The organism is Dyella solisilvae (assembly GCF_003351225.1).
In the GTDB taxonomy this organism is placed as follows: domain Bacteria; phylum Pseudomonadota; class Gammaproteobacteria; order Xanthomonadales; family Rhodanobacteraceae; genus Dyella; species Dyella solisilvae.
Genome location: NZ_QQSY01000001.1, coordinates 634923 through 653917, shown reverse-complemented (window position 1 = coordinate 653917; position 18995 = coordinate 634923). Strand labels below are relative to the sequence as shown.

Here is an 18995-nt window from a genome sequence, read left to right as displayed (position 1 = left end):
CCACCTGTGGCGGCCCCCGCACGACGCGGGTTGGAAGATTGATCCGTCGAGCTTACTTGCCGCCGGCTGAGGGCCGCAAGTAAGCCGACTGGCCGCCTGATGCGCGCCGTTGGGCCATTGAAGCTGGCTGGGGCGAGTCATAGGATCGAGCGCTGCGGGAACAGGTTGCCGTGATCATCGACCACTCGGGAAGGAAGCCATGAAGCTGAAGACATCACTGTTGTTTGCAGTTGCACTGCTGTTGCCCCTCACCCTGGCCCAGGCCAAGCAGCCCACGCCGCCGAGCGTGAAAGCCGACACCAAGGATAAGTTCGCTCCGCTGGCGGATCAGGTCCGCGGGCAGATGCAGAGTGGTGGTCGCTTCGAATTCGTCACTGCGGACGAGCGCGGCACGGTGGACAAGGACCTCACCGGCATGGGCGCGCTGTTCGACAAGTTCGAAAGCGTGGACAAGATGGACGACAAGTCGAAGATCCAGCTCTACAACTACCAGTCCGAGGTCAACGCGATCCTGACGCGGCGTGACGGCGACCGGGAGATCTGCGAGCAGGCGCCGCCCACCGGATCCCTGATCCCCAAGACCACGTGCCGCAAGTACAGCGATATCGAGCGGGACCGCCGGGACACCATCAAGATGAAGGACGACATGCTGCACACCATGCTGCCCGCCAACAAGGTCGGCCACTAACTCCGCCGCGGGCGGATCGGCCCCGAATGAGCGCAACCCCGGCGGTGACCCCGCCGGGGTTTTTCGTGGGTGGCCCTTGCGGCCGCCCCCGCCCGGCAAGCCCCTGTATTGGCGGAAGAAGGTTTTCCAGTAACATGCAGGGCTTGGTTTTCCGCCGGAGCGGCTCTTGAACATTCGTGGAAGCATCTGTGCGCTGGTGACGCCGTTCGCGGCCGACGGCTCGCTTGATCTTGCGTCTTTCGCGCGACTGCTCGATTACCAGCTCGAGGGCGGCACGGAGGGTGTGGTGGTTGCCGGTTCCACCGGCGAGGCGCACATGCTCGAACACGATGAGTTCGAGCGCCTGCTGGCTTTCACGGTCGAGCGCGTCGCCGGGCGCGTCCCGGTCATCGCCGGTACTGGCGAAGCCGGCACCGCCAAGACGGTCGCGCTCACCCGCCGCGCCAAGGCGCTGGGCGCCGATGCCGCGCTGGTGGTCGCGCCTTATTACGTGCGCCCGACCCAGGAAGGCCTGCGTCGCCACTATCTCGAAGTGGCCGAGCAGGGTGGCCTGCCGGTGCTGCTGTACAACGTACCGACCCGCACCGCTTGCGACCTGTTGCCGGAGACCGTGGCCCAGCTGCGCGACCACCCGGCCATCATCGGTCTCAAGGAGGCCGTGGGGTCGGACGAGCGCATCCGTGCCTGTGCGGAACTTGCGCGCCCGGATTTCGTCTATCTGTCTGGAGACGACGGCACGGCGGCCAAGGCCATGCTTGCAGGGGGAGCCGGCACCATTTCGGTGGTAGCCAATCTGACGCCTCGTGCGTTTCGCATGTTGTGCGATGCGGCCACGGCTGGCGACCGGATCGAGGCGCAGCGCTGCGATGCGGCGCTGGCGCCACTGGTGGAGGCGCTCAACTGTGCGCCGAATCCGATCGCGGTAAAGGCTGGCCTGCCGTTGTTGGGCCTGGGATCGGCGGCGCCACGCCTGCCCCTGGTGGAACTGGAGGACGGTCCGTCCCGCGCGCGTCTGGGCGAAGCGCTGGCCGGTCTGGCATCCTTGGCGAATGCGGCCTGACGTCGTCGGGCAACTGATACTTCTACGGAATCTGCTTACATGAAGAAATCCCCGCTTGTCGTGGCCCTGCCAGTGCTGGCCCTATCCGCCATGTTGCTCTCCGGCTGCGGCATGTTCCGTTCGCAGAAGGCCTGGGAAACCGCCAAACAGGAATCGCCGCTGGAAATCCCGCCGGGACTGGATACGCCCTCCAGCAGCGCCGCCCTGGTGATTCCGGAGCAGGGCGCCAACAACCCGACCTCCAATGGCGCGACCGCCCGCCTCGGTGGGAGCAGTGGCACGATTGCCGACGGCTTCGTGATCAACGACAGCGTCGAGAACACCTATCGCCGCGTGGGCCAGGCCCTGGAAAACGGTGACATCGGCCAGGTGGTGGCGCATGACGACGACGCCCGTACCTTCACGTTGAGCGTGGTGGCCTCGGATGAGTCGACCCAGAAGAAGGGCTTCTTCAGCAGCATGTTCAACGGCAAGTCCAAGGAGACCGCCGATGCCCCGGGCGCCAAGCCCCACCAGGTGCAGCTGACTGTCGGCAGCAGCGGCGCCAAGGCCAGCGAAGTGCGCGCCCAGGGCGACGCCGGCGCCGTGGCCAAGGTGGTCGACACGCTCAAGGGTCGCCTTGGCGGCAGCTGAGGCGGTCGCATCCGACCACGAAAAACGCCGCCCTGGGGCGGCGTTTTTTTTGATGCTTTCGCGGAGAACCTTCGACCGGAGGGTCGCAAGAGGGCGGGCGCTCAGCGCTCCAGCAGGCCGATCTTGTTGGGCTTGTTTTCCCAGTCTTTCGCGTCAGCCGGGGCGTCCTTGCGCTCGGTAATCACCGGCCAGTTCTTGGCCAGATCAGCATTCAGCGCGAGGAACGACTCCTGCCCGGCGGGCACGTCGTCTTCGGGATAAATCGCGTTGACAGGGCATTCCGGCTCGCACAAGGTGCAGTCGATGCACTCGTCCGGATTGATCACGAGGAAGTTGGGACCTTCGTGGAAGGCGTCGACGGGACAAACCTCGACGCAATCGGTGTATTTGCACTTGATGCAGTTGTCGGTGACGACAAAAGTCATGCTGTCGCGCGCCTATTTCGGTATGGACGCGGCCCGTGCCAGGCCGGAAGTGGCGCTCCCTACGAGGTTCGAACTCGTGTTCCCGCCTTGAGAGGGCGGTGTCCTAGGCCACTAGACGAAGGGAGCGAAATGCACCGGAGCGCGCTAGTATAGCGGAATTGTTTCGCCCGGCAATGCCCTTGGGACGACTTTTGTCCTAACGTATGAACAGTTCCCTAGCCCCGGTGGGCCGTGAAGGGAACGGATGCGGCCTCGCCGGCCGCGACTGATCGCTTTGAACGGCGCCATCCGCCTGCAAGGATCCGAACCGCTTGAGTCACGACGCAAGGACCACTGTTACGCCTGCACTGCGCATCATTCCGCGCGAGCAGCACGTGATTTCGCGCAAGAACATCAGCAAGGCTGCCCTGCGCGTGCTGTACCGGCTCAACGAGGCCGGTTACCAGGCCTATCTGGTCGGCGGCGCCGTGCGCGATCTGCTGCTCGGCGGCCACCCGAAGGATTTCGACGTGGCCACCAACGCCACGCCGGAAGAGGTCAAGAAGCTGTTCCGCAACTGCCGCCTGATCGGCCGCCGCTTCCGCCTCGCGCATGTGGTGTACGGGCCGGAGATCATCGAGGTGGCCACGTTCCGCGGCACGGGTGAGGAAGAGGGCGAGGGCGACCGCCACATCGTCGATGGCCGCATCGTGCGCGACAACGTGTGGGGCACCATCGAAGAGGACGCGATTCGCCGCGACTTCCGCGTCAATGCGCTGTACTACGACATCAGCGATTTTTCGGTGCGCGACTACGTCGGCGGCGTGAAGGACGTGGAAGACCGCGTGCTGCACCTGATCGGCGATCCGGCCACGCGCTACCGCGAGGACCCCGTGCGCATGCTGCGCGCCGTGCGCCTGGCGGCGAAACTCAATTTCCGCATCGACGCCGCCGCCGCCAAGCCGTTCGGCGAACTGGGCCCGTTGCTGGCCGACGCCGCGCCGGCGCGCCTGTTCGACGAGTCGCTGAAGCTGTTCCTGGCTGGCCATGGCCTCAAGAGCTTCCATATGCTCGAGCAGACCGGGCTGCTGAAGTTCATGTTCCCCGCCACCGCTCGCGCGCTCAAGCGCGGTGACCAGGCGCTGCGTGAACTGATCGAACGTGGCCTCGCCAACACCGATGCCCGCGTCCTCGAAGGCAAGTCGGTGACGCCGGCGTTCCTGTTCGCCGTGCTGCTGTGGGGCGAAGTGCGCGACCTGGCGCACACCTGGATCACCAAGGGCGTGGAGTCCAGCGCCGCGTGGGAGCGTGCCGCCACGCGCGTGGTGGCCGAGCAGTGCCAGCGCGTGGCGATCCCGCGCCGGTTCACGCTGACCATGGAAGAGATCTGGGCGCTGCAGCCGCGCTTCGAGCAGGTGCAGCGCAAGCGGGTGTTCCGCCTGATGACGCATCCGCGCTTCCGCGCCGCTTTCGATTTCCTGCTGTTGCGTGCGGCCGAGTCGCCCGCAATCAGCGAGCTTGGCCAGTGGTGGGACCACGCCCAGCAACTGCCACATGAGACGCTGGCCGCCGCGCTCTCCGGCCATACGCCGCCGGGGCCGGTCAGCGCCGAACCTGCTGCGTCGACCAAGCCGCGTCGACGCCGTCGCCGCAAGCCAGCCGGCAAGGCCGGCGGACAGTCGGATCCGGCGTGACCGAAGCATTTGTTGCGCTGGGCAGCAACCTGGGTGACGCGCGCGCCCAGGTGCAGGAGGCCTTCGCGGCGCTTGCACGCCTGCCGGACACTCGTCTGTTGGCGCAGTCGCCGCTTTACCTGACACCGCCGTGGGGCGTGCTTGACCAGCCGCCTTTCGTCAACGCCGTGGCCAGGCTCGATACCACTTTGTCGCCGCACGCCTTGCTCGACGCGCTGCTGGCGATCGAACGGGCTGCCGGTCGCGTGCGCGACGGGCAACGCTGGGGGCCGCGCATTCTCGACCTCGACGTGTTGTACATGGATGGGGTGAGTCTGTCGGACGAGCGTTTGCAGCTGCCGCACCCGCGGATTGGTGAGCGCGCCTTCGTGCTGCTGCCGCTGAATGATCTGGCTCCGTCGCTGGAGTTGCCGGGCCAGGGGCGCGTGGCGGACCTGCTGGCAAGGGTCGATACCACCGGGCTCGAACGATTGCCTTGAGCCCTTCACGTCTCACGCGGGATAATCGGCGTCTGTTTCCGCCTCAAGGAACCCTTGTGTACGCGCAGAAAGCGAATGCACCCACCCGCAAGACGGTCACCGTGCCCTCCTTGCGCGCAATGAAGGCGGAAGGGCGCCGCGTGGTCATGCTCACCGTGTACGACGCGAGCTTCGCGGCTCAACTCGAACTGGCCGGCATCGACGTGGCGCTGGTCGGCGATTCTCTCGGCATGGTGGTGCAGGGCCAGTCCAGCACGCTGCCCGTGACGCTCGATCACATGGTCTATCACACCAGCATCGTGGCGCGTGGCCTCCATGCCACCCTGTTGGTGGCCGACCTGCCGTTCATGGCCGACCGCGACATAGCGCACGCACTCGAGGCCGGCGCCCAGCTGGTGGGCGAGGGTGGCGCGGCGATGGTGAAGATCGAAGGCGCCTCGCCGCACATCCTGGAGGCGATCTCGGCGCTGGTGGAGCGCGCCATTCCGGTATGCGCGCATCTGGGGCTGACGCCGCAGTCGGTGCACAAGTTCGGCGGGTTCCGTATCCAGGGGCGCGCGCAGGAGGCGGCCGACCATCTGGTCGAGCAAGCGCAGGCGGTGGAGGCGGCCGGCGCGGAACTGCTCGTGCTGGAGGGCATCCCCAGTGCGCTGGGCGAACGCATCACTCGAGCGGTATCCATTCCGACCATTGGCATCGGCGCCGGTCCGCATTGCGACGGCCAGGTGTTGGTGCTGCACGACATGCTGGGCGTCACCCCGGGCAAGCGACCCAAGTTCAGCAAGGACTTCCTCGCAGGACGCGACTCTGTGGCTGCGGCGATCGCGGCCTACGCCGAGGACGTGCGCAGTGGCGCTTTCCCGGCGCCGGAACACTGCTTCGACTGAAGCGACTGAGCAGAACAAACATGCAGACAGTGCAAGACGCCGCGGCGCTGCGCGCCGTGATCCGCGGTTGGCGCAACCAGGGCCAGACCGTGGGGTTCGTGCCCACCATGGGCAACCTGCACGCGGGCCATCATTCGCTGATCAAGCTGGCGCGCGCCCGCGCCGATCGCGTTGTCGCCAGCGTGTTCGTCAATCCGACCCAGTTCGGTCCGAACGAGGACTTCTCGCGCTATCCGCGCACCCTGGTGCAGGACCAGGTCGGTCTGGCCGAGCATGATTGCGATCTACTGTTCGCGCCCGAGGTGGCCACGCTCTATCCGTTCGGACCGGAAGGCAGCGTCAGCATCCACGTGCCGCAGCTCACTGAGACGCTGGAGGGCGCACATCGCCCGGGGCACTTCGACGGCGTGGCCACGGTGGTGTGCAAGCTGTTCAACCTGGTGCAGCCCGACCTGGCGGTGTTCGGCCAGAAGGACTTCCAGCAGCTGAAGGTGATCGAGCGCATGGTGCGCGACCTGTCGCTGCCGGTGAAGATCATGACGGCGCCCACCTTGCGCGCCGACGACGGCCTCGCGCTCAGCTCGCGCAACCAGTACCTGTCGGCTGACGAGCGCGCGCTCTCCATCCAGATCTACGCCACCTTGCGGCAGATGCGCGACCTGATCGCCAAAGGGCATGCCCGCGCGGTGGTCGAGCAGGCCGCCGCCTCAAAGCTGGCCCGTGCCGGTTTCGAGCCGGACTATGCCGCCATCCGCCGTGCCGAGGACCTCGCCGAGCCCGCCGATGGCGAGCGCGACGGCCTGGTGGCGCTGATCGCCGCCAGGCTCGGCACGACGCGCCTGATCGACAACTTGTTGTTCGACTGAGCGCCCCCAGATAGGGGCCGGGCCGGGGGAAGTTGCGATGCGACGTTCCCCGGCCGGATAATGGTTAGCTACGCAGGCTTTACCTGCCGGATACAGATGTCATGAACCTGAACATGCTCAAGGCCAAGATCCACCGCGCGACGGTGACCCACGCCGAGCTCCATTACGAAGGCTCCATCGCGATCGACGGCCTGCTGCTCGATGCCTCCGGCATCCGCGAGTATGAGCAGATCCATGCGTGGAACATCAACAACGGCAAGCGTTTCGTGACTTACGCGCTGCGCGCCGAAGAAGGTTCCGGCATCATCTCGGTGAACGGAAGCGCCGCGCATCGCGCCCAGCCGGGCGACCTGGTGATCATCGCCGCGTTCGCCCAGATGTCCGAGGCCGAAGTCGAGCAGTTCCAGCCGACCCTCGTGTACGTGGACGCGAACAATCGCATCTCCCACACCAACCGCTCCATCCCCAAGCAGATGGCGGTCGCCTGACCCAGGGCGTGGGGCTGCGCGCGCCTTGCGTGTAGCCCAAATTGTTGTTCCGTAGTCGCCGCTGAGCAGCACGCGGCGACGGCGTGGGTGGCTGCCAGGTCAAGCCGCGCGCATGGGACGTCTGCCTCGGAAATGAGGCTGTTCGCCCGTCGTCCCAGGTCATCACCCGGTCGAGTCATGACGTCCATGGCCTCGTAATTTCTTGCTTGGCGTCCGGGTCGATTCGCGAGCCGCCATGCGGAAAGTGTGAACAGGATCCAGCTCACCCGACTGCGACGGACCGGGTCCGGTTGCAGTGCAACAATCTGCTGGCGTCAGGGGGCGAGAGCTGCGTAAGATCGGCGTTCACTTCCGTCAAGCCTGAGCATCCATGTCGCCCGAGCGCCGTTCGTCCTTCCTGGCAGAGCACGTTGACCGTCTTGCACGCACCCACCTGCGTGACCTGCTGAAGGACGCCGCACGCGGCAAACAGTTGCGCCAGCGTGCCGGCCCGATCCTGCTCGACCTGAGCCGCCAGAAGCTCGATGGCCAGGCCCTGGCCGCCTTGGGCGACCACGTTGAGGCCAGTGGCTGGCAGGCCGCCCGCGATGCGATGTTCGCCGGGGCCCCTATCAACACCTCCGAAGGACGCGCGGTGCTGCACACGGCGTTGCGCGCCGGTGGCTCCTCGTTGCCGTCGCCAGCGCCGCGCGAGGCGCTGGAAGAGATCCAGCACACCTTGCAGCGCATCGACGCCCTGGTGCACGCGATCGGGCTTGGCGATGCCTCCGAATTTGGCGTCGCGCCCGGCATCACCGATGTGGTCAACATCGGCATCGGTGGATCCGACCTGGGGCCGCGCCTGGCCGTCGGCGCGCTGGCGCCGTACCACGTGCCCGGCGTGCGCAGCCATTTCCTCACCAATGTGGATGGGCAGTCGGCCTACGAGCTGATGCACCAGCTCGATCCCACGCGCACCCTGGTGGTGGTGGTCTCCAAGACCTTCACCACGCAGGAGACCTTGCTCAATGGCAATGTCATGCGCGAGTGGATCCGTCGCGCCTACCACGGCGACAACGCCAAGGTGTCCCGTCATTTCCTGGCGGTGACCGCGAATGTCACCGCTGCGGAGAGCTGGGGCGTGCCCGCGGCGCAGGTCTACCCGATGTGGGACTTCGTCGGCGGCCGCTTCTCGCTGTGGTCGGCGGTGGGCCTGTCGCTGGCGCTGGCGATCGGTTCGTACAACTTCCACGCGCTGCTGAAGGGCGCCGCGCAGGTCGATGACCACTTCCGTTCGGCGCCGTGGCAGACCAACCTGCCGGTGCTGCTGAGCCTGGTCGAGCTGTGGAACCGCAACGCGCAGGGCCGCTCCAGCCGCGCGGTGGTGCCGTACGCGGACCTGCTCACCGATCTCACCTCGTACCTGCAGCAGCTGGAAATGGAAAGCCTGGGCAAGCAGGTGACCCCGCAGGGCAAGCCGGTCGCCGAGGCGACGTCCCCGGTGGTGTGGGGCAGTGTCGGCACCAATGCGCAGCACGCGTACTTCCAGTCGCTGCACCAGGGTACCGACGTGGTGCCGCTGGAATTCATCGGCGTGGTGAAGCCGGCGCATGACCTCGAGGCCAACCACGATGCTCTACTGTCGAACCTGCTCGCGCAGGCGGCGGCATTGGCGCTGGGCAAGACCTTAGACGAGGCGCTCGCCGAAGCGAAGCATGGCAGCGACGAGGAGCGTCGCGTGCTTGCCGCCCAGCGCACCTTCCCTGGCGATCGCCCCAGCACGGTGATCCTGCTCGACGAGCTGACGCCCGAGAGCCTCGGCGGCCTGATTGCCCTGTACGAGCACAAGGTGTTCATGCTCGGCCATCTGTGGGGCATCAACGCGTTCGACCAGTGGGGCGTGGAGCTGGGCAAGTCGATCGCACGGCAGATCCTGCCGGCGTTGGACGGTGGCAGTGCCGATACGTCGATGTTCGATTCGGCCACGCGTGCGCTGATCGAAGCGATCCACGAGCGTCGTCTCGCGCCCTGACGACGCCTTGATCCAGGACTGCGCCCTGCGCGTGGTCGGGGCGCCGTGTCGTCATCGCGCGCTTTGCGCTGGAAGGTTGCGCCTGTGATGGCTCCGCTATGCCGCGTGCCGCTGCAGCGCCCATGCCACGTGCTCGCGCACGATGGCTGACGGATGCTCGGCGCGCGAAAGCAACGCCTGCCGTACTTCCTCTGTATGCGGCGCATTGCCCAGCGCCACGGCGATATTGCGCAGCCAGCCTTCGTAGCCTGTACGACGGATCGCCATGCCCTCGGTGCGCTGCAGGAACTCCTGCTCGCTCCAGGCGAACAGTTCGATCAGCTTGGCGCCGTCGAGCGCGTGCCTCGGCGCGAAATCCGGCTCGGTGGCGTCCTGTGCGAACTTGTTCCAGGGGCAGATCAGCTGGCAGTCGTCGCAGCCGAAGATGCGGTTGCCCATGGGTTCGCGCAGCTCTTCGGGAATGCTTCCGCGCAGCTCGATGGTGAGATAGGAAATGCAGCGGCGTGCGTCGAGTTTGTAAGGCCCGATGATCGCCTGGGTCGGGCAGATGTCGATGCAGCGCCGGCAGCTGCCGCAGTGGGCCGTGGCCGGCGTGTCCACCGGCAGCGGCAGGTCGGTGTAGAGCTCGCCGAGGAAGAAGTACGAGCCCGCCTGGCGGTTGATCAGCACGGTGTGCTTGCCGATCCAGCCCATGCCCGCGTTGCGCGCCAGCGCCTTCTCCAGCACCGGCGCCGAGTCGACGAAAGCGCGATAGCCGAAGTCGCCGATCACGCCATGGATGCATTCGGCCAGCTTCTGCAGGCGGTTGCGCATCAGCTTGTGGTAGTCGCGGCCCAGTGCATAGCGCGAGACGTAACCGCTTTCCGGGTCGTGCAGCACGTTCCATGCGTTGCGTGTGCCCGGGGGGATGTAGTCCATGCGCACCGAGATGACACGTATCGTGCCGGGCTCCAGTTCGGCGGGGCGGCTGCGTTTGTCGCCGTGGCGCGCCATGTAGTCCATCTCGCCGTGATTTCCCTCGCCCAGCCAGCGCTTGAGGTGCAGTTCGTCCTCGGTCAGGTTGGTGTTGGCAATGCCGGCGTCGGCGAAACCCAGCTCACGCGCCCAGCGCTTGATGTCGCTGGCCAGTGCGGCGTAGTCGTGGGGAGAGAGTTGCAGCGTGGACATGCGCCTATTGTAGGCCGTGCACGATCGGCGGCTGCGGCGCCCCATGCCTATAATCCGCGCATGACCGCCAGTGCACATCGCCAAGAGCTTTACACCGTCGAGCAGGTGCGTGCGCTTGACCGCCACGCCATCGACGACCTGGGTATTCCCGGCTACGAACTGATGGAGCGCGCCGCCGCTGCCGCGCTGGTGTGCCTGCGCGAGCACTGGCCCCACGCGCGCCGCATGGCGGTGTACTGCGGTGTCGGCAACAACGGCGGCGACGGCTTTCTGCTCGCGGCGCTGGCGCGTGAAGCGGGCCTGCAGGCTGCCGTGGTCGCGCTGGGCGACAGCCGAGGCGACGATGCCGAGCGTGCGCGTGAAGCGTACGAACGCGGTGGCGGCGAGGTGCTGTCGTGGGAGGGGCAGGACGAGCTTCCCGATGCCGAGGTGCAGGTCGACGCGCTGTACGGCACCGGCCTGCAGCGCGCGCTGGCGCCCGAGGTGGCGCAGTTGGTGCGGCAGATTCGCGCCAGTGGCCGGCCGGTGCTCGCGCTCGACGTGCCTTCCGGCATCAATGCCGACACGGGCGAGGCGCCAGGCGAGGCCATTCGCGCCGACGTCACCATCAGCTTCATCGCCGCCAAGCGTGGCCTGTACACCGGGCAGGCCCCCGGCTACACGGGGCAGTTGCAACTGGACGGGCTCGGTCTGCCCGCCGCGCTGTGGCAGGGCCGCGAGGCGGACGCGGTGCTGATGCAGCCCGCTGCCCTGCCGCCGCGACCGCGGCAGTCGCACAAGGGCGACAACGGCCACGTGCTGGCCATCGGTGGGGAACACGGCACGGCCGGGGCGATCCGCTTGTGCGGCGAGGCGGCGCTGCGCGCCGGCGCCGGGCTGGTCAGCGTGGCGACGCGTGCCGAGCATCTGCCCGCGCTCAACAGCGCGCGACCCGAATTGATGGCGCATGCGGTGGATGGCCCGCAGGCGCTCGAGCCGTTGCTGCCCCGAGCCACGGTGCTGGCCGTGGGGCCAGGCCTAGGGCAGGGCGCCTGGGGGCATGCGCTCTGGCTGACGGCGCTGGATGCCGGCATCCCATTGGTGCTCGATGCGGATGGACTCAACCTGCTGGCGCAGGAGCCGCGCAAGTTTCATGGCCTGGCCGTGCTCACGCCGCATCCGGGCGAAGCCGCGCGGCTGCTTGGTCGCGATACCGCCTCGATCAGCGCCGATCGCTTTGCAGCCGTGCGCGAGCTGGCCCGACGTTACGATGCGGTGGTGGTGCTCAAGGGGGCCGGCAGTCTGGTGGCCGATCCAACTGGCCACGTCGCGCTGTGCCCGTGGGGCAACCCTGGCATGGCGTCGGGCGGCATGGGCGACCTCCTGACCGGCATCGTGGCGGCCTTGCTGGCGCAAGGCTGTTCGCTGTGGGAGGCAGCCTGCCTGGGTGTCGGCCTGCACGCGCGGGCTGGCGACCTCGCTGCGCGGCGAGGAGGCGAGCGTGGTCTCATCGCCAGCGACCTGCTGGAACCCTTGCGCGGGCTGCTCAACGGACGCGAGTCATGACCGAACGACGCTGGGAACTACCTGACGAGGGGGCCACGGCGGCCCTTGCCACCCGCCTGGCGGCGGTGCTGGACGAGGGGCTGGTGGTCTACCTGCACGGCGATCTCGGCGCCGGCAAGACCAGCTTCGCGCGAGCCCTGCTGGGCGCGCTCGGGGTGGGGGAGCGCATCAAGAGCCCGACCTACAGCCTGGTCGAGTCCTATAGCGCCCAGGGGCGGCCTGCGTGGCATCTGGATCTTTACCGCATTGCCGATCCCGGCGAACTGGAGTGGCTGGGTCTGGACGCCTTGTACGACCCCGCGGCCCTGGTGCTGGTGGAGTGGCCCGAGCGGGGCGCCGGAGCCCTGCCGGCGGCCGATCTGATCGTCCACCTGGGTTACGCGGGAGCCGGCCGCAGTGCGGTGATGGAGCCGCGCAGCGAGCGTGGCGCGGGCGCCCTGGCCCGGCTGTCCCGGGTCGATGCGGGGGACGTCGCCTGACCGTCGATCCGACCTAAGTATCGGACCTGCTTGAGAATTTTGTCGAGGCGCGATGGGTGGACGAAGCCTTCAGTTTGCGTGGGTTGCGGCCGATAGCTGGAGGCCGTCTGACAAAATGATTGCAGGTTATGGATATACAAGGGAAAACCTCTTGCATTCAGCAAGCGGCTGGGCTTCAATTCCGCCCCATGAAGGGATATAGGACGCATCCTGCCGTGTTGGGCGCCGTGGCCTTGCTGGCCTTGGCGCCTTTTTGCGTCTCCCGCGCGGCGGATGTGAAGGCGGCCCGGGTCTGGGCAGGCCCCGAATACACCCGCGTGGTGCTCGATGTATCTGGCCCGGTCACCTACAAGCTCAGCCAGGACGGCGACCAGCTGGTTGTTGACGTCAACGACAGCTCCATCGCCAGCAGTTTCAGCTCGCCGTCCGCGCAGGGCCTGTACAAGGGCCTCAGCGGCGCGCGCCAGGGCGGCAATGTGCGCCTGACCGCCACGATCGCCCCCGCCAGCACGGTCAAGAGCTTCCTGCTCAAGCCACAGGCCGATTATGGCTACCGGCTGGTGGTCGACCTGTACCCGGGCAGCGGCGCGGTGGCCGCCAAGCCCAGCACGTCGCCATCCCGCGATGACAGCGCGGCGCCCGTGGCGGCCGTCGTCACGCCGCTGGTCGACACCGCTCCGACGCCTGTGCCGGCGCGCGCCTCCGGCAAGTCCAGTCTCAAGCCAACCCAGAGCGGCATGGCTTCCACCCGCGCGGCGGCCGCCATGCTCAACGGCGAGCGCAAGGTGGTGATCGCCATCGACGCCGGCCATGGCGGTGATGACCCGGGCGCGCATGGTCCCGGCGGCACGCTGGAGAAGAACGTCACCCTCGCCGTGGCGCGGCAGCTGGCCGACCAGATCAACCAGCAACCGGGCATGCGCGCGGTGCTGACCCGCAATGCGGACTTCTTCATCCCGCTGCAGCAGCGTTACCAGATCGCGCGCAACAACTCGGCTGACCTGTTCGTGTCGATCCATGCCGACGCCTTCATCAACGGCGATGCAAAGGGCTCGTCGGTATGGGTGCTGTCGCCGCGCGGCAAGACCAACATGGCCGCGCAATGGCTGGCGGACGGTGAAAACCGCGCCGACCTGATCGGCGGCGTGACGCTGGACGACAAGAACGATGGCCTTGCCGCCGTGCTGCTGGACCTGCAGCAGGGCTATTCGATGCAGGCCAGCGAGTCGGTGGCGGGCAACGTGCTCAAGGCGCTTGGTGGACTGGGGCCGACCCATCGCGGCTACGTCGAGCGCGCCAACTTCGTCGTGTTGCGCTCGCCGGACGTCCCGTCGATCCTGGTCGAGACCGCCTTCATCAGCAATCCGGACGAGGAGCGCAAGCTGCGCGATCCTTCGCATCAGGCGCACCTGGCCACGGCCGTGATGAGCGGCGTGAAGAGCTACTTCGAATCGACCCCGCCGCCGGGCACCTGGTTTGCCGCCCAGGCAGGCCGCCGCAATGGCGTCGCGGCGGTGGCCTCTGCGCAGGGCGATGACGACACCTCCGCGCGCGCCAACAAGGCTGTGGCCCAAGCCATGGCGTCCTCCTCCGACAACGACAGTCGCTCGGATGACGGCGTGCGCGACCTGCACCGCGTCGAGCGTGGCGAAAGCCTGCGCAGCATCGCGCGCCAGTACGGCGTGAGCGTCAACGCACTCAAGAGCGCCAACCGCATCGACAGCGACAGCAGCGTCCATGCAGGCATGGTGCTCACCATCCCTGCGGGATGAGAAACGAGTGAAGAGGAGTGAGAAGTGAGAGAGGGCAGGCAAGTCCTTGCTTTTTCTCACTTCTCACTCCTCTGAACTCACTCCTGCGCTTTCCCCTTCCGCCGGCAGGCCTTAAGCTTCGCCGATGCCCGTGATCCGTCCGCTTCCCCCCGAACTCATCAACCAGATCGCCGCCGGCGAAGTGATCGAGCGTCCTTCGTCCGTGGTCAAGGAGCTGGTCGAAAACAGCCTCGATGCCGGCGCCATGCGCGTGGAAGTGGATATCGAACAGGGCGGCGCGCGGCTGATCCGCGTGCGCGACGACGGTTGCGGCATCTCGCCGGACGAACTGCAGCTGGCGGTGGCCTCGCATGCCACCAGCAAGATCGGCAGCTTCGATGACCTGGAGCACGTGGCCAGCATGGGCTTCCGCGGCGAAGCGCTGGCGTCCGTCTCGTCGGTGGCGCGCTTTGCGCTGACCTCACGCGCGCAAGGGCAGGACACTGCGTTCCGCATCGAAGTGGACGGCGGCAAGATGCAGGCGGCGCGCCCCGCGCAGCATCCGCAGGGCAGCAGCGTGGAAGTGCGCGACCTGTTCTACAACGTGCCTGCGCGACGCAAGTTTCTCCGTGCCGAGCGCACCGAATTCGCGCATATCGATGACCTGCTGAAGTCGCTGGCGCTGGCGCGCACCTCGGTGGAGTTCCGTCTCAGCCACAACGGCAAGCCGGTGCGCATCCTCAAGGCGGCGCGCGACGAGCACGCGGCGCTGCTGCGCGTGGCCGAAGTGATGGGCGAGGATTTCCCCGCGCAGAGCCTGCGCGTTGACCACGCCGCTGCCGGCCTGCATTTGTCCGGCTGGGTGGGCCTGCCCACGGCCTCTCGTTCGCAGGCCGATTCGCAGTACTTCTACGTCAACGGCCGGCTCGTGCGCGATCGCATAGTGGCGCATGCCGTGCGCCAGGCGTATGCGGACGTGCTGTTCCACGGCCGGCACCCGGCATTCGTGTTGTACCTGGAGCTGGATCCCGCCGGCGTGGACGTCAACGTGCATCCGGCCAAACACGAGGTGCGCTTCCGCGAGCAGCGCCTGGTGCATGATTTCCTGTTCCGCACGCTTCATGAGGCGCTGGCGCAGACGCGTGCAGGGCAGGTGGGTTTGCCTGCACAGGACCAACCCATGCCCGCCGCCGCGTCGTCCTACAGCTTTTCAAGCACGCCCGCCACGGGTGGACCGGCCTGGCCGAACGCCTTCAGCCAGAGCCGGCTCAGCCTGGGCGTGCGCGACGAGCCGCTCGCCGACTATGCCGCCCTGCTCGGCGCGTCGCCGACGGCGGCGCCGCAAGCGCCGCTGGCTTTCGCCGCCAATGCGCCCATGCCGGAAGTGTCGGACGACCAAGCGCCGCCGCTGGGATTCGCCATCGCGCAACTCAAGGGCATCTACATCCTTGCCGAGAATGCGCAGGGCCTGGTGCTGGTGGACATGCACGCCGCGCACGAGCGCATCACCTATGAAAAGCTCAAGACCGGGCGTGCATGCAGCAACTTGCGCTCGCAACTGATGCTGGTGCCGTTGAACGTGTCGGTGAGTGCGAAGGAAGCTGCCGCTGCCGAAGAACACGCCGATGCGCTGGCCGAGTGGGGGCTGGAACTGTCGCGCAGTGGGCCGTCCGGCGTGGTGGTGCGAAGGATCCCCGCGCTGCTGGAAGGCGCCGACGTCGCGCAACTGTGCCGCGACGTGCTGGCCGAGCTGGCCCAGCACGGCAGTTCGCGTCGCCTGCAGGAACTGGAAAACGAACTGCTGGCGACCATGGCGTGCCACGGTTCGGTGCGGGCCGGCCGGCGACTCACCACGCCCGAAATGAATGCGTTGCTGCGCGAGATGGAGGCCACCGAACGCTCCGGGCAGTGCAATCACGGCCGTCCGACCTGGACCCAGCTGAGCCTGACCGAGCTGGACAAGCTGTTCCTGCGCGGCCGCTGATCAGCGACCAGTAGCGCCCTGCAGGAGGGCGCCCTGTGCGCGACCACGGCGAGGCGACATCACCATCCCGCAGGTTTTTTTCGCACGTGCGCGGCCCCATGATGAACGCATGACATCGCGCCCGTGCTTGCCTCGACGCCAAATGGATGGCCATACTCGTCGTCCGAACCCGACGGGGCTTGCCATGTTGCGTACCGCCGTTATCGCTTTAGCCTTGAGTGTTGGAGTTGTCACCGTGCATGCCCAGACCACCAGCGCCGCCGATGCGGCCCAGATCTCCCAGCAGGTCCAGCAATGGCAGCAGCAACGCCTGGCCAGCCTCACGGCGCCGAACGGCTGGCTGACGCTGATCGGACTGGAGTGGTTGAAAGAGGGGGCCAATCGGATCGGCAGCGCCGCCGGCAACGACATCGTGCTGAAGGCGGGCCCGGCGCATCTGGGCGTGGTGACGCTGGCGAAGAATGGCAGCCTGCATCTGGTGCTCGACGCGCATAGCGGCGCCACCGTCGACGGCAAGGCCGTGCACGAGGCGACCCTGGTGGATGATGCCCATGCGGGCGAAAGCGGCCCGACCCTGGTGAGCTTCGGTTCGGCGAGTTTTATCGTGATCTCCCGCGATGGCCGCCTGGCGCTGCGCGTGAAGGACAGCGACGCGGAGACGCGCGCGCACTTCGCCGGCCTGGACTATTACCCGATCGACCCGACGTGGCGCATCGTCGCCGACTGGGTGCCGTTCGACCCGCCGCATGAACTGGAAATCGGCTCGGTGCTGGGCACGATCAACAAGGAAAAGGTGCCGGGCAAGGCCGTGTTCCACCGCGACGGCCACACCTACGAGTTGATGCCGATCCAGGAAGAGCCGGACTCACTGTTCTTCGTGATCGCCGACCGCACGTCCGGCCGCGAAACCTATGGCGCCGCGCGCTTCATGTATGCGGATCTGCCGAAGGACGGCAAGGTCGTGCTCGATTTCAACCGCGCCTACAACCCGCCGTGCGCGTTCACGCCGTACGCCACCTGTCCGCTGGCGCCACCGGAAAACCGGCTGGACCTGGCCATCACCGCGGGCGAGAAGAAATACCGCGGCGGGCATTGAGCGAGGAGTGAGTGAAGAGGAGTGAGTAGTGAGAGAAAGCCACTCTCGTTTCTCACTCCTCTTCGTTATTTACTGGCCCTTGAACACGGCCTTGCGCTTTTCCAGGAACGCCGTGGTGCCTTCGCGCATGTCCTCGGTGGAGAAGGCGAGGGCAAACGCCTGGGTTTCGAATTCCAGGCCCTGGTCGATGCTGGTCTCACCACCTTGCAGCACGGCATCGAGAATGCCGGCGGCAGCCAAGGGCGCCGCAGCGGCCAACTGGTCGGCGAGCGCGTTGACGGTCTCGTCCAGCGCTTCGGGCGCCACCACGCGGGTGACCACGCCCAGCTCATAGGCGCGCTGGGCGCTGATGGGGGCGCCGATCAGGCAGAGCTCGAGCGCCGCTCCACGGCCGGCCAGGCGCAGCAGGCGCTGGGTGCCGCCGAAGCCGGGGATCAGGCCGAGGTTGATCTCAGGCTGGCCGAACTTGGCCTTCTCGCTTGCTACACGCAGGTGACAGCACATGGCAAGTTCCATGCCGCCGCCGAGGGCAAAGCCCTGCACCCGGGCGATGACCGGCTTGCCCAGGCGTTCGACCAGGCTCATCAGCCGCTGGCCCGCGCGGGAGAAGCCCTGAGCCTGCACTGGCGTATAACCGTTCATCTCGGCGATGTCGGCGCCTGCCACGAAGGCCTTCTGGCCCGCCCCGGTCAGCACCACCACACGCACGGCGTCGTCCTGGGCTGCCTGGGTAAAGGCCAGCGTCAGCTCGTTGAGCGTCTCGCGGTTGAGCGCGTTGAGCTTGTCCGGGCGGTTGACGGTGATCGTGCGCACCGCGCCGCGATTGGCGATTTCCAGGTTGCGATAGGCCATGACTACACTCCGGCAGGTAAAGTGATCATGGTAACAGCGGGAACCTTTGGAGCCCCCGATGTTCTCAGCAGGAGCGCCCATCCCCGGGGCGCTCGCTGTACGATTCGCCCGGACCGCTTACGATGGGAGCTCCGGCTGCAATGGAGATAGGCATGGCACGACTGCGTTGGCTGGCTCTGGGCATCCTGATATGGGGTGCGGCAGCGCATGCGCAGAACAGTGCGCAGGCGGCGGACGTGGCGACGGTCAAGCTGGACAAGATCAAGCTGTCCTATGCCATCGGCTACCAGATCGGCAGCCAGTTCGCCAACGGCGATCCGGATATCGACATTCCCACCCTGCAAAGGGCGATCCAGGACGCGTATTCGAAGAAGCGTCCTACCGTGTCCATGCAGGACATGCACGACCAGCTGCAAGCGCTGGACCAGCAGATGCGCACCGAGGCCATGGTCAAGTTCAAGAGCCTGGCCGAGGCGAACGCGCGCAAGAGCGCCGAATACCTGGAGCACAACCGGCAGAAGCCAGGCGTGATCCAGCTGCCCTCGGGCATCCAGTACGAGGTGCTGAAAAAAGGCACGGGCAACCGGGATGTGCCGGTCGGCTCCGTGGTCACCGTCAATTTCCGCGCGATGCTGATCGACGGCACCGAGTTCGACAGCTCCTGGGCGCATGGGTCGCCGGTGAGCTTCGTGGTCAACAACAAGGTGATCCCGGGCTGGCAGGAGGTCATCCAGCGCATGCACGTGGGTGACCTGTGGAAGGTCACGGTGCCTCCGAACCAGGCCTATGGGCTGCGCGGCGATCCGCCGCGGATCGGCCCGAACGAGGCGCTGGTGTTCGAGATCGAGCTGCTCGAAATCAAGTCCTGAGAGCTCCGGCGAGTTCAGCCGGGTCCGATTCTGGCAAGCTGG

Annotated in this window: 18 protein-coding genes and 1 tRNA gene; 15 read left to right on the top strand and 4 right to left on the bottom strand. The window is 66.9% G+C overall.

All coding sequences use genetic code 11. The annotated features are described in order from the left end of the window. Positions 1–199 precede the first annotated feature (199 nt). The 3 genes from DVT68_RS02845 to DVT68_RS02835 all read left to right on the top strand — a co-directional run bounded on the left by DVT68_RS02845 (position 200) and on the right by DVT68_RS02835 (position 2381). Positions 200–688, top strand: a complete 489-nt coding sequence (locus DVT68_RS02845; protein ID WP_114823526.1) for a hypothetical protein — start codon at positions 200–202, stop codon at positions 686–688. 166 nt (positions 689–854) lie between these two features. After that, positions 855–1748 carry a 4-hydroxy-tetrahydrodipicolinate synthase gene (dapA, locus tag DVT68_RS02840; RefSeq protein ID WP_114823525.1) on the top strand — a complete coding sequence of 298 codons (894 nt, stop codon included), beginning with the start codon at positions 855–857 and terminating at the stop codon, positions 1746–1748. A 39-nt stretch (positions 1749–1787) separates the two neighbouring features. Then, positions 1788–2381 carry a hypothetical protein gene (locus DVT68_RS02835; protein WP_114823524.1) on the top strand — a complete coding sequence of 198 codons (594 nt, stop codon included), beginning with the start codon at positions 1788–1790 and terminating at the stop codon, positions 2379–2381. 101 nt (positions 2382–2482) lie between these two features. Here DVT68_RS02835 and fdxA read toward each other — a convergent pair whose 3' ends face one another. Together fdxA and DVT68_RS02825 are read right to left on the bottom strand one after the other, a co-directional pair. Further along, on the bottom strand, positions 2483–2806 hold the full coding sequence (gene fdxA / locus DVT68_RS02830) for a ferredoxin FdxA (protein WP_114823523.1): 324 nt from the start codon (positions 2804–2806) through the stop codon (positions 2483–2485). A gap of 50 nt (positions 2807–2856) precedes the next feature. Next, a tRNA-Glu gene (locus DVT68_RS02825) sits at positions 2857–2932 on the bottom strand. Between the two features lie 185 nt (positions 2933–3117). Here DVT68_RS02825 and pcnB point away from each other — a divergent pair. From pcnB to pgi, 6 genes are all read left to right on the top strand, one after another. After that, positions 3118–4479 carry a polynucleotide adenylyltransferase PcnB gene (gene pcnB, locus DVT68_RS02820; RefSeq protein ID WP_114823522.1) on the top strand — a complete coding sequence of 454 codons (1362 nt, stop codon included), beginning with the start codon at positions 3118–3120 and terminating at the stop codon, positions 4477–4479. Beyond that, positions 4476–4958: a 2-amino-4-hydroxy-6-hydroxymethyldihydropteridine diphosphokinase gene (gene folK, locus DVT68_RS02815; RefSeq protein ID WP_114823521.1), complete on the top strand. Its 483-nt coding sequence runs from the start codon at positions 4476–4478 to the stop codon at positions 4956–4958. Before pcnB ends, folK begins: the two co-directional genes overlap by 4 nt. Before the next feature lie 56 nt (positions 4959–5014). Further along, on the top strand, positions 5015–5845 hold the full coding sequence (gene panB, locus DVT68_RS02810; RefSeq protein WP_114823520.1) for a 3-methyl-2-oxobutanoate hydroxymethyltransferase: 831 nt from the start codon (positions 5015–5017) through the stop codon (positions 5843–5845). 20 nt (positions 5846–5865) lie between these two features. Beyond that, complete coding sequence (gene panC / locus DVT68_RS02805) at positions 5866–6711, top strand: pantoate--beta-alanine ligase (RefSeq protein WP_114823519.1); 846 nt, start codon at positions 5866–5868, stop codon at positions 6709–6711. 101 nt (positions 6712–6812) lie between these two features. After that, positions 6813–7199, top strand: coding sequence for an aspartate 1-decarboxylase (gene panD / locus DVT68_RS02800; RefSeq protein ID WP_114823518.1), 387 nt, complete (start codon positions 6813–6815; stop codon positions 7197–7199). Positions 7200–7569: 370 nt separating this feature from the next. Further along, on the top strand, positions 7570–9210 hold the full coding sequence (gene pgi / locus DVT68_RS02795) for a glucose-6-phosphate isomerase (RefSeq protein WP_114823517.1): 1641 nt from the start codon (positions 7570–7572) through the stop codon (positions 9208–9210). A gap of 96 nt (positions 9211–9306) precedes the next feature. Here the strand turns inward: pgi and queG are convergent, their stop codons facing one another. Beyond that, on the bottom strand, positions 9307–10377 hold the full coding sequence (queG, locus tag DVT68_RS02790; RefSeq protein WP_114823516.1) for a tRNA epoxyqueuosine(34) reductase QueG: 1071 nt from the start codon (positions 10375–10377) through the stop codon (positions 9307–9309). A gap of 60 nt (positions 10378–10437) precedes the next feature. Here queG and DVT68_RS02785 point away from each other — a divergent pair, with 60 nt between their 5' ends. From DVT68_RS02785 to DVT68_RS02765, 5 genes are all read left to right on the top strand, one after another. Beyond that, positions 10438–11922, top strand: a complete 1485-nt coding sequence (locus DVT68_RS02785) for an NAD(P)H-hydrate dehydratase (protein ID WP_114823515.1) — start codon at positions 10438–10440, stop codon at positions 11920–11922. Then, positions 11919–12401: a tRNA (adenosine(37)-N6)-threonylcarbamoyltransferase complex ATPase subunit type 1 TsaE gene (tsaE, locus tag DVT68_RS02780; RefSeq protein ID WP_114823514.1), complete on the top strand. Its 483-nt coding sequence runs from the start codon at positions 11919–11921 to the stop codon at positions 12399–12401. The genes DVT68_RS02785 and tsaE overlap by 4 nt, the downstream gene beginning before the upstream one ends. Positions 12402–12589: 188 nt before the next feature. Then, the gene (locus DVT68_RS02775; RefSeq protein WP_114823513.1) at positions 12590–14173 is read left to right on the top strand and encodes an N-acetylmuramoyl-L-alanine amidase; all 1584 of its coding nucleotides are present in this window, start codon (positions 12590–12592) and stop codon (positions 14171–14173) included. Between the two features lie 124 nt (positions 14174–14297). Then, on the top strand, positions 14298–16136 hold the full coding sequence (gene mutL / locus DVT68_RS02770) for a DNA mismatch repair endonuclease MutL (RefSeq protein WP_114823512.1): 1839 nt from the start codon (positions 14298–14300) through the stop codon (positions 16134–16136). A gap of 184 nt (positions 16137–16320) precedes the next feature. After that, complete coding sequence (locus DVT68_RS02765; RefSeq protein ID WP_114823511.1) at positions 16321–17232, top strand: DUF1684 domain-containing protein; 912 nt, start codon at positions 16321–16323, stop codon at positions 17230–17232. A 69-nt stretch (positions 17233–17301) separates the two neighbouring features. On the opposite strand, the gene DVT68_RS02760 is transcribed toward DVT68_RS02765, so the two are convergent. Continuing rightward, on the bottom strand, positions 17302–18084 hold the full coding sequence (locus DVT68_RS02760) for an enoyl-CoA hydratase/isomerase family protein (RefSeq protein WP_114823510.1): 783 nt from the start codon (positions 18082–18084) through the stop codon (positions 17302–17304). Positions 18085–18236: 152 nt separating this feature from the next. Between DVT68_RS02760 and DVT68_RS02755 the strand changes: the two genes are divergently transcribed. Then, positions 18237–18953 (top strand): FKBP-type peptidyl-prolyl cis-trans isomerase, encoded by a 717-nt coding sequence (locus DVT68_RS02755; RefSeq protein WP_233523319.1) that lies wholly within the window; start codon positions 18237–18239, stop codon positions 18951–18953. The last annotated feature ends 42 nt before the right edge of the window (positions 18954–18995 follow it).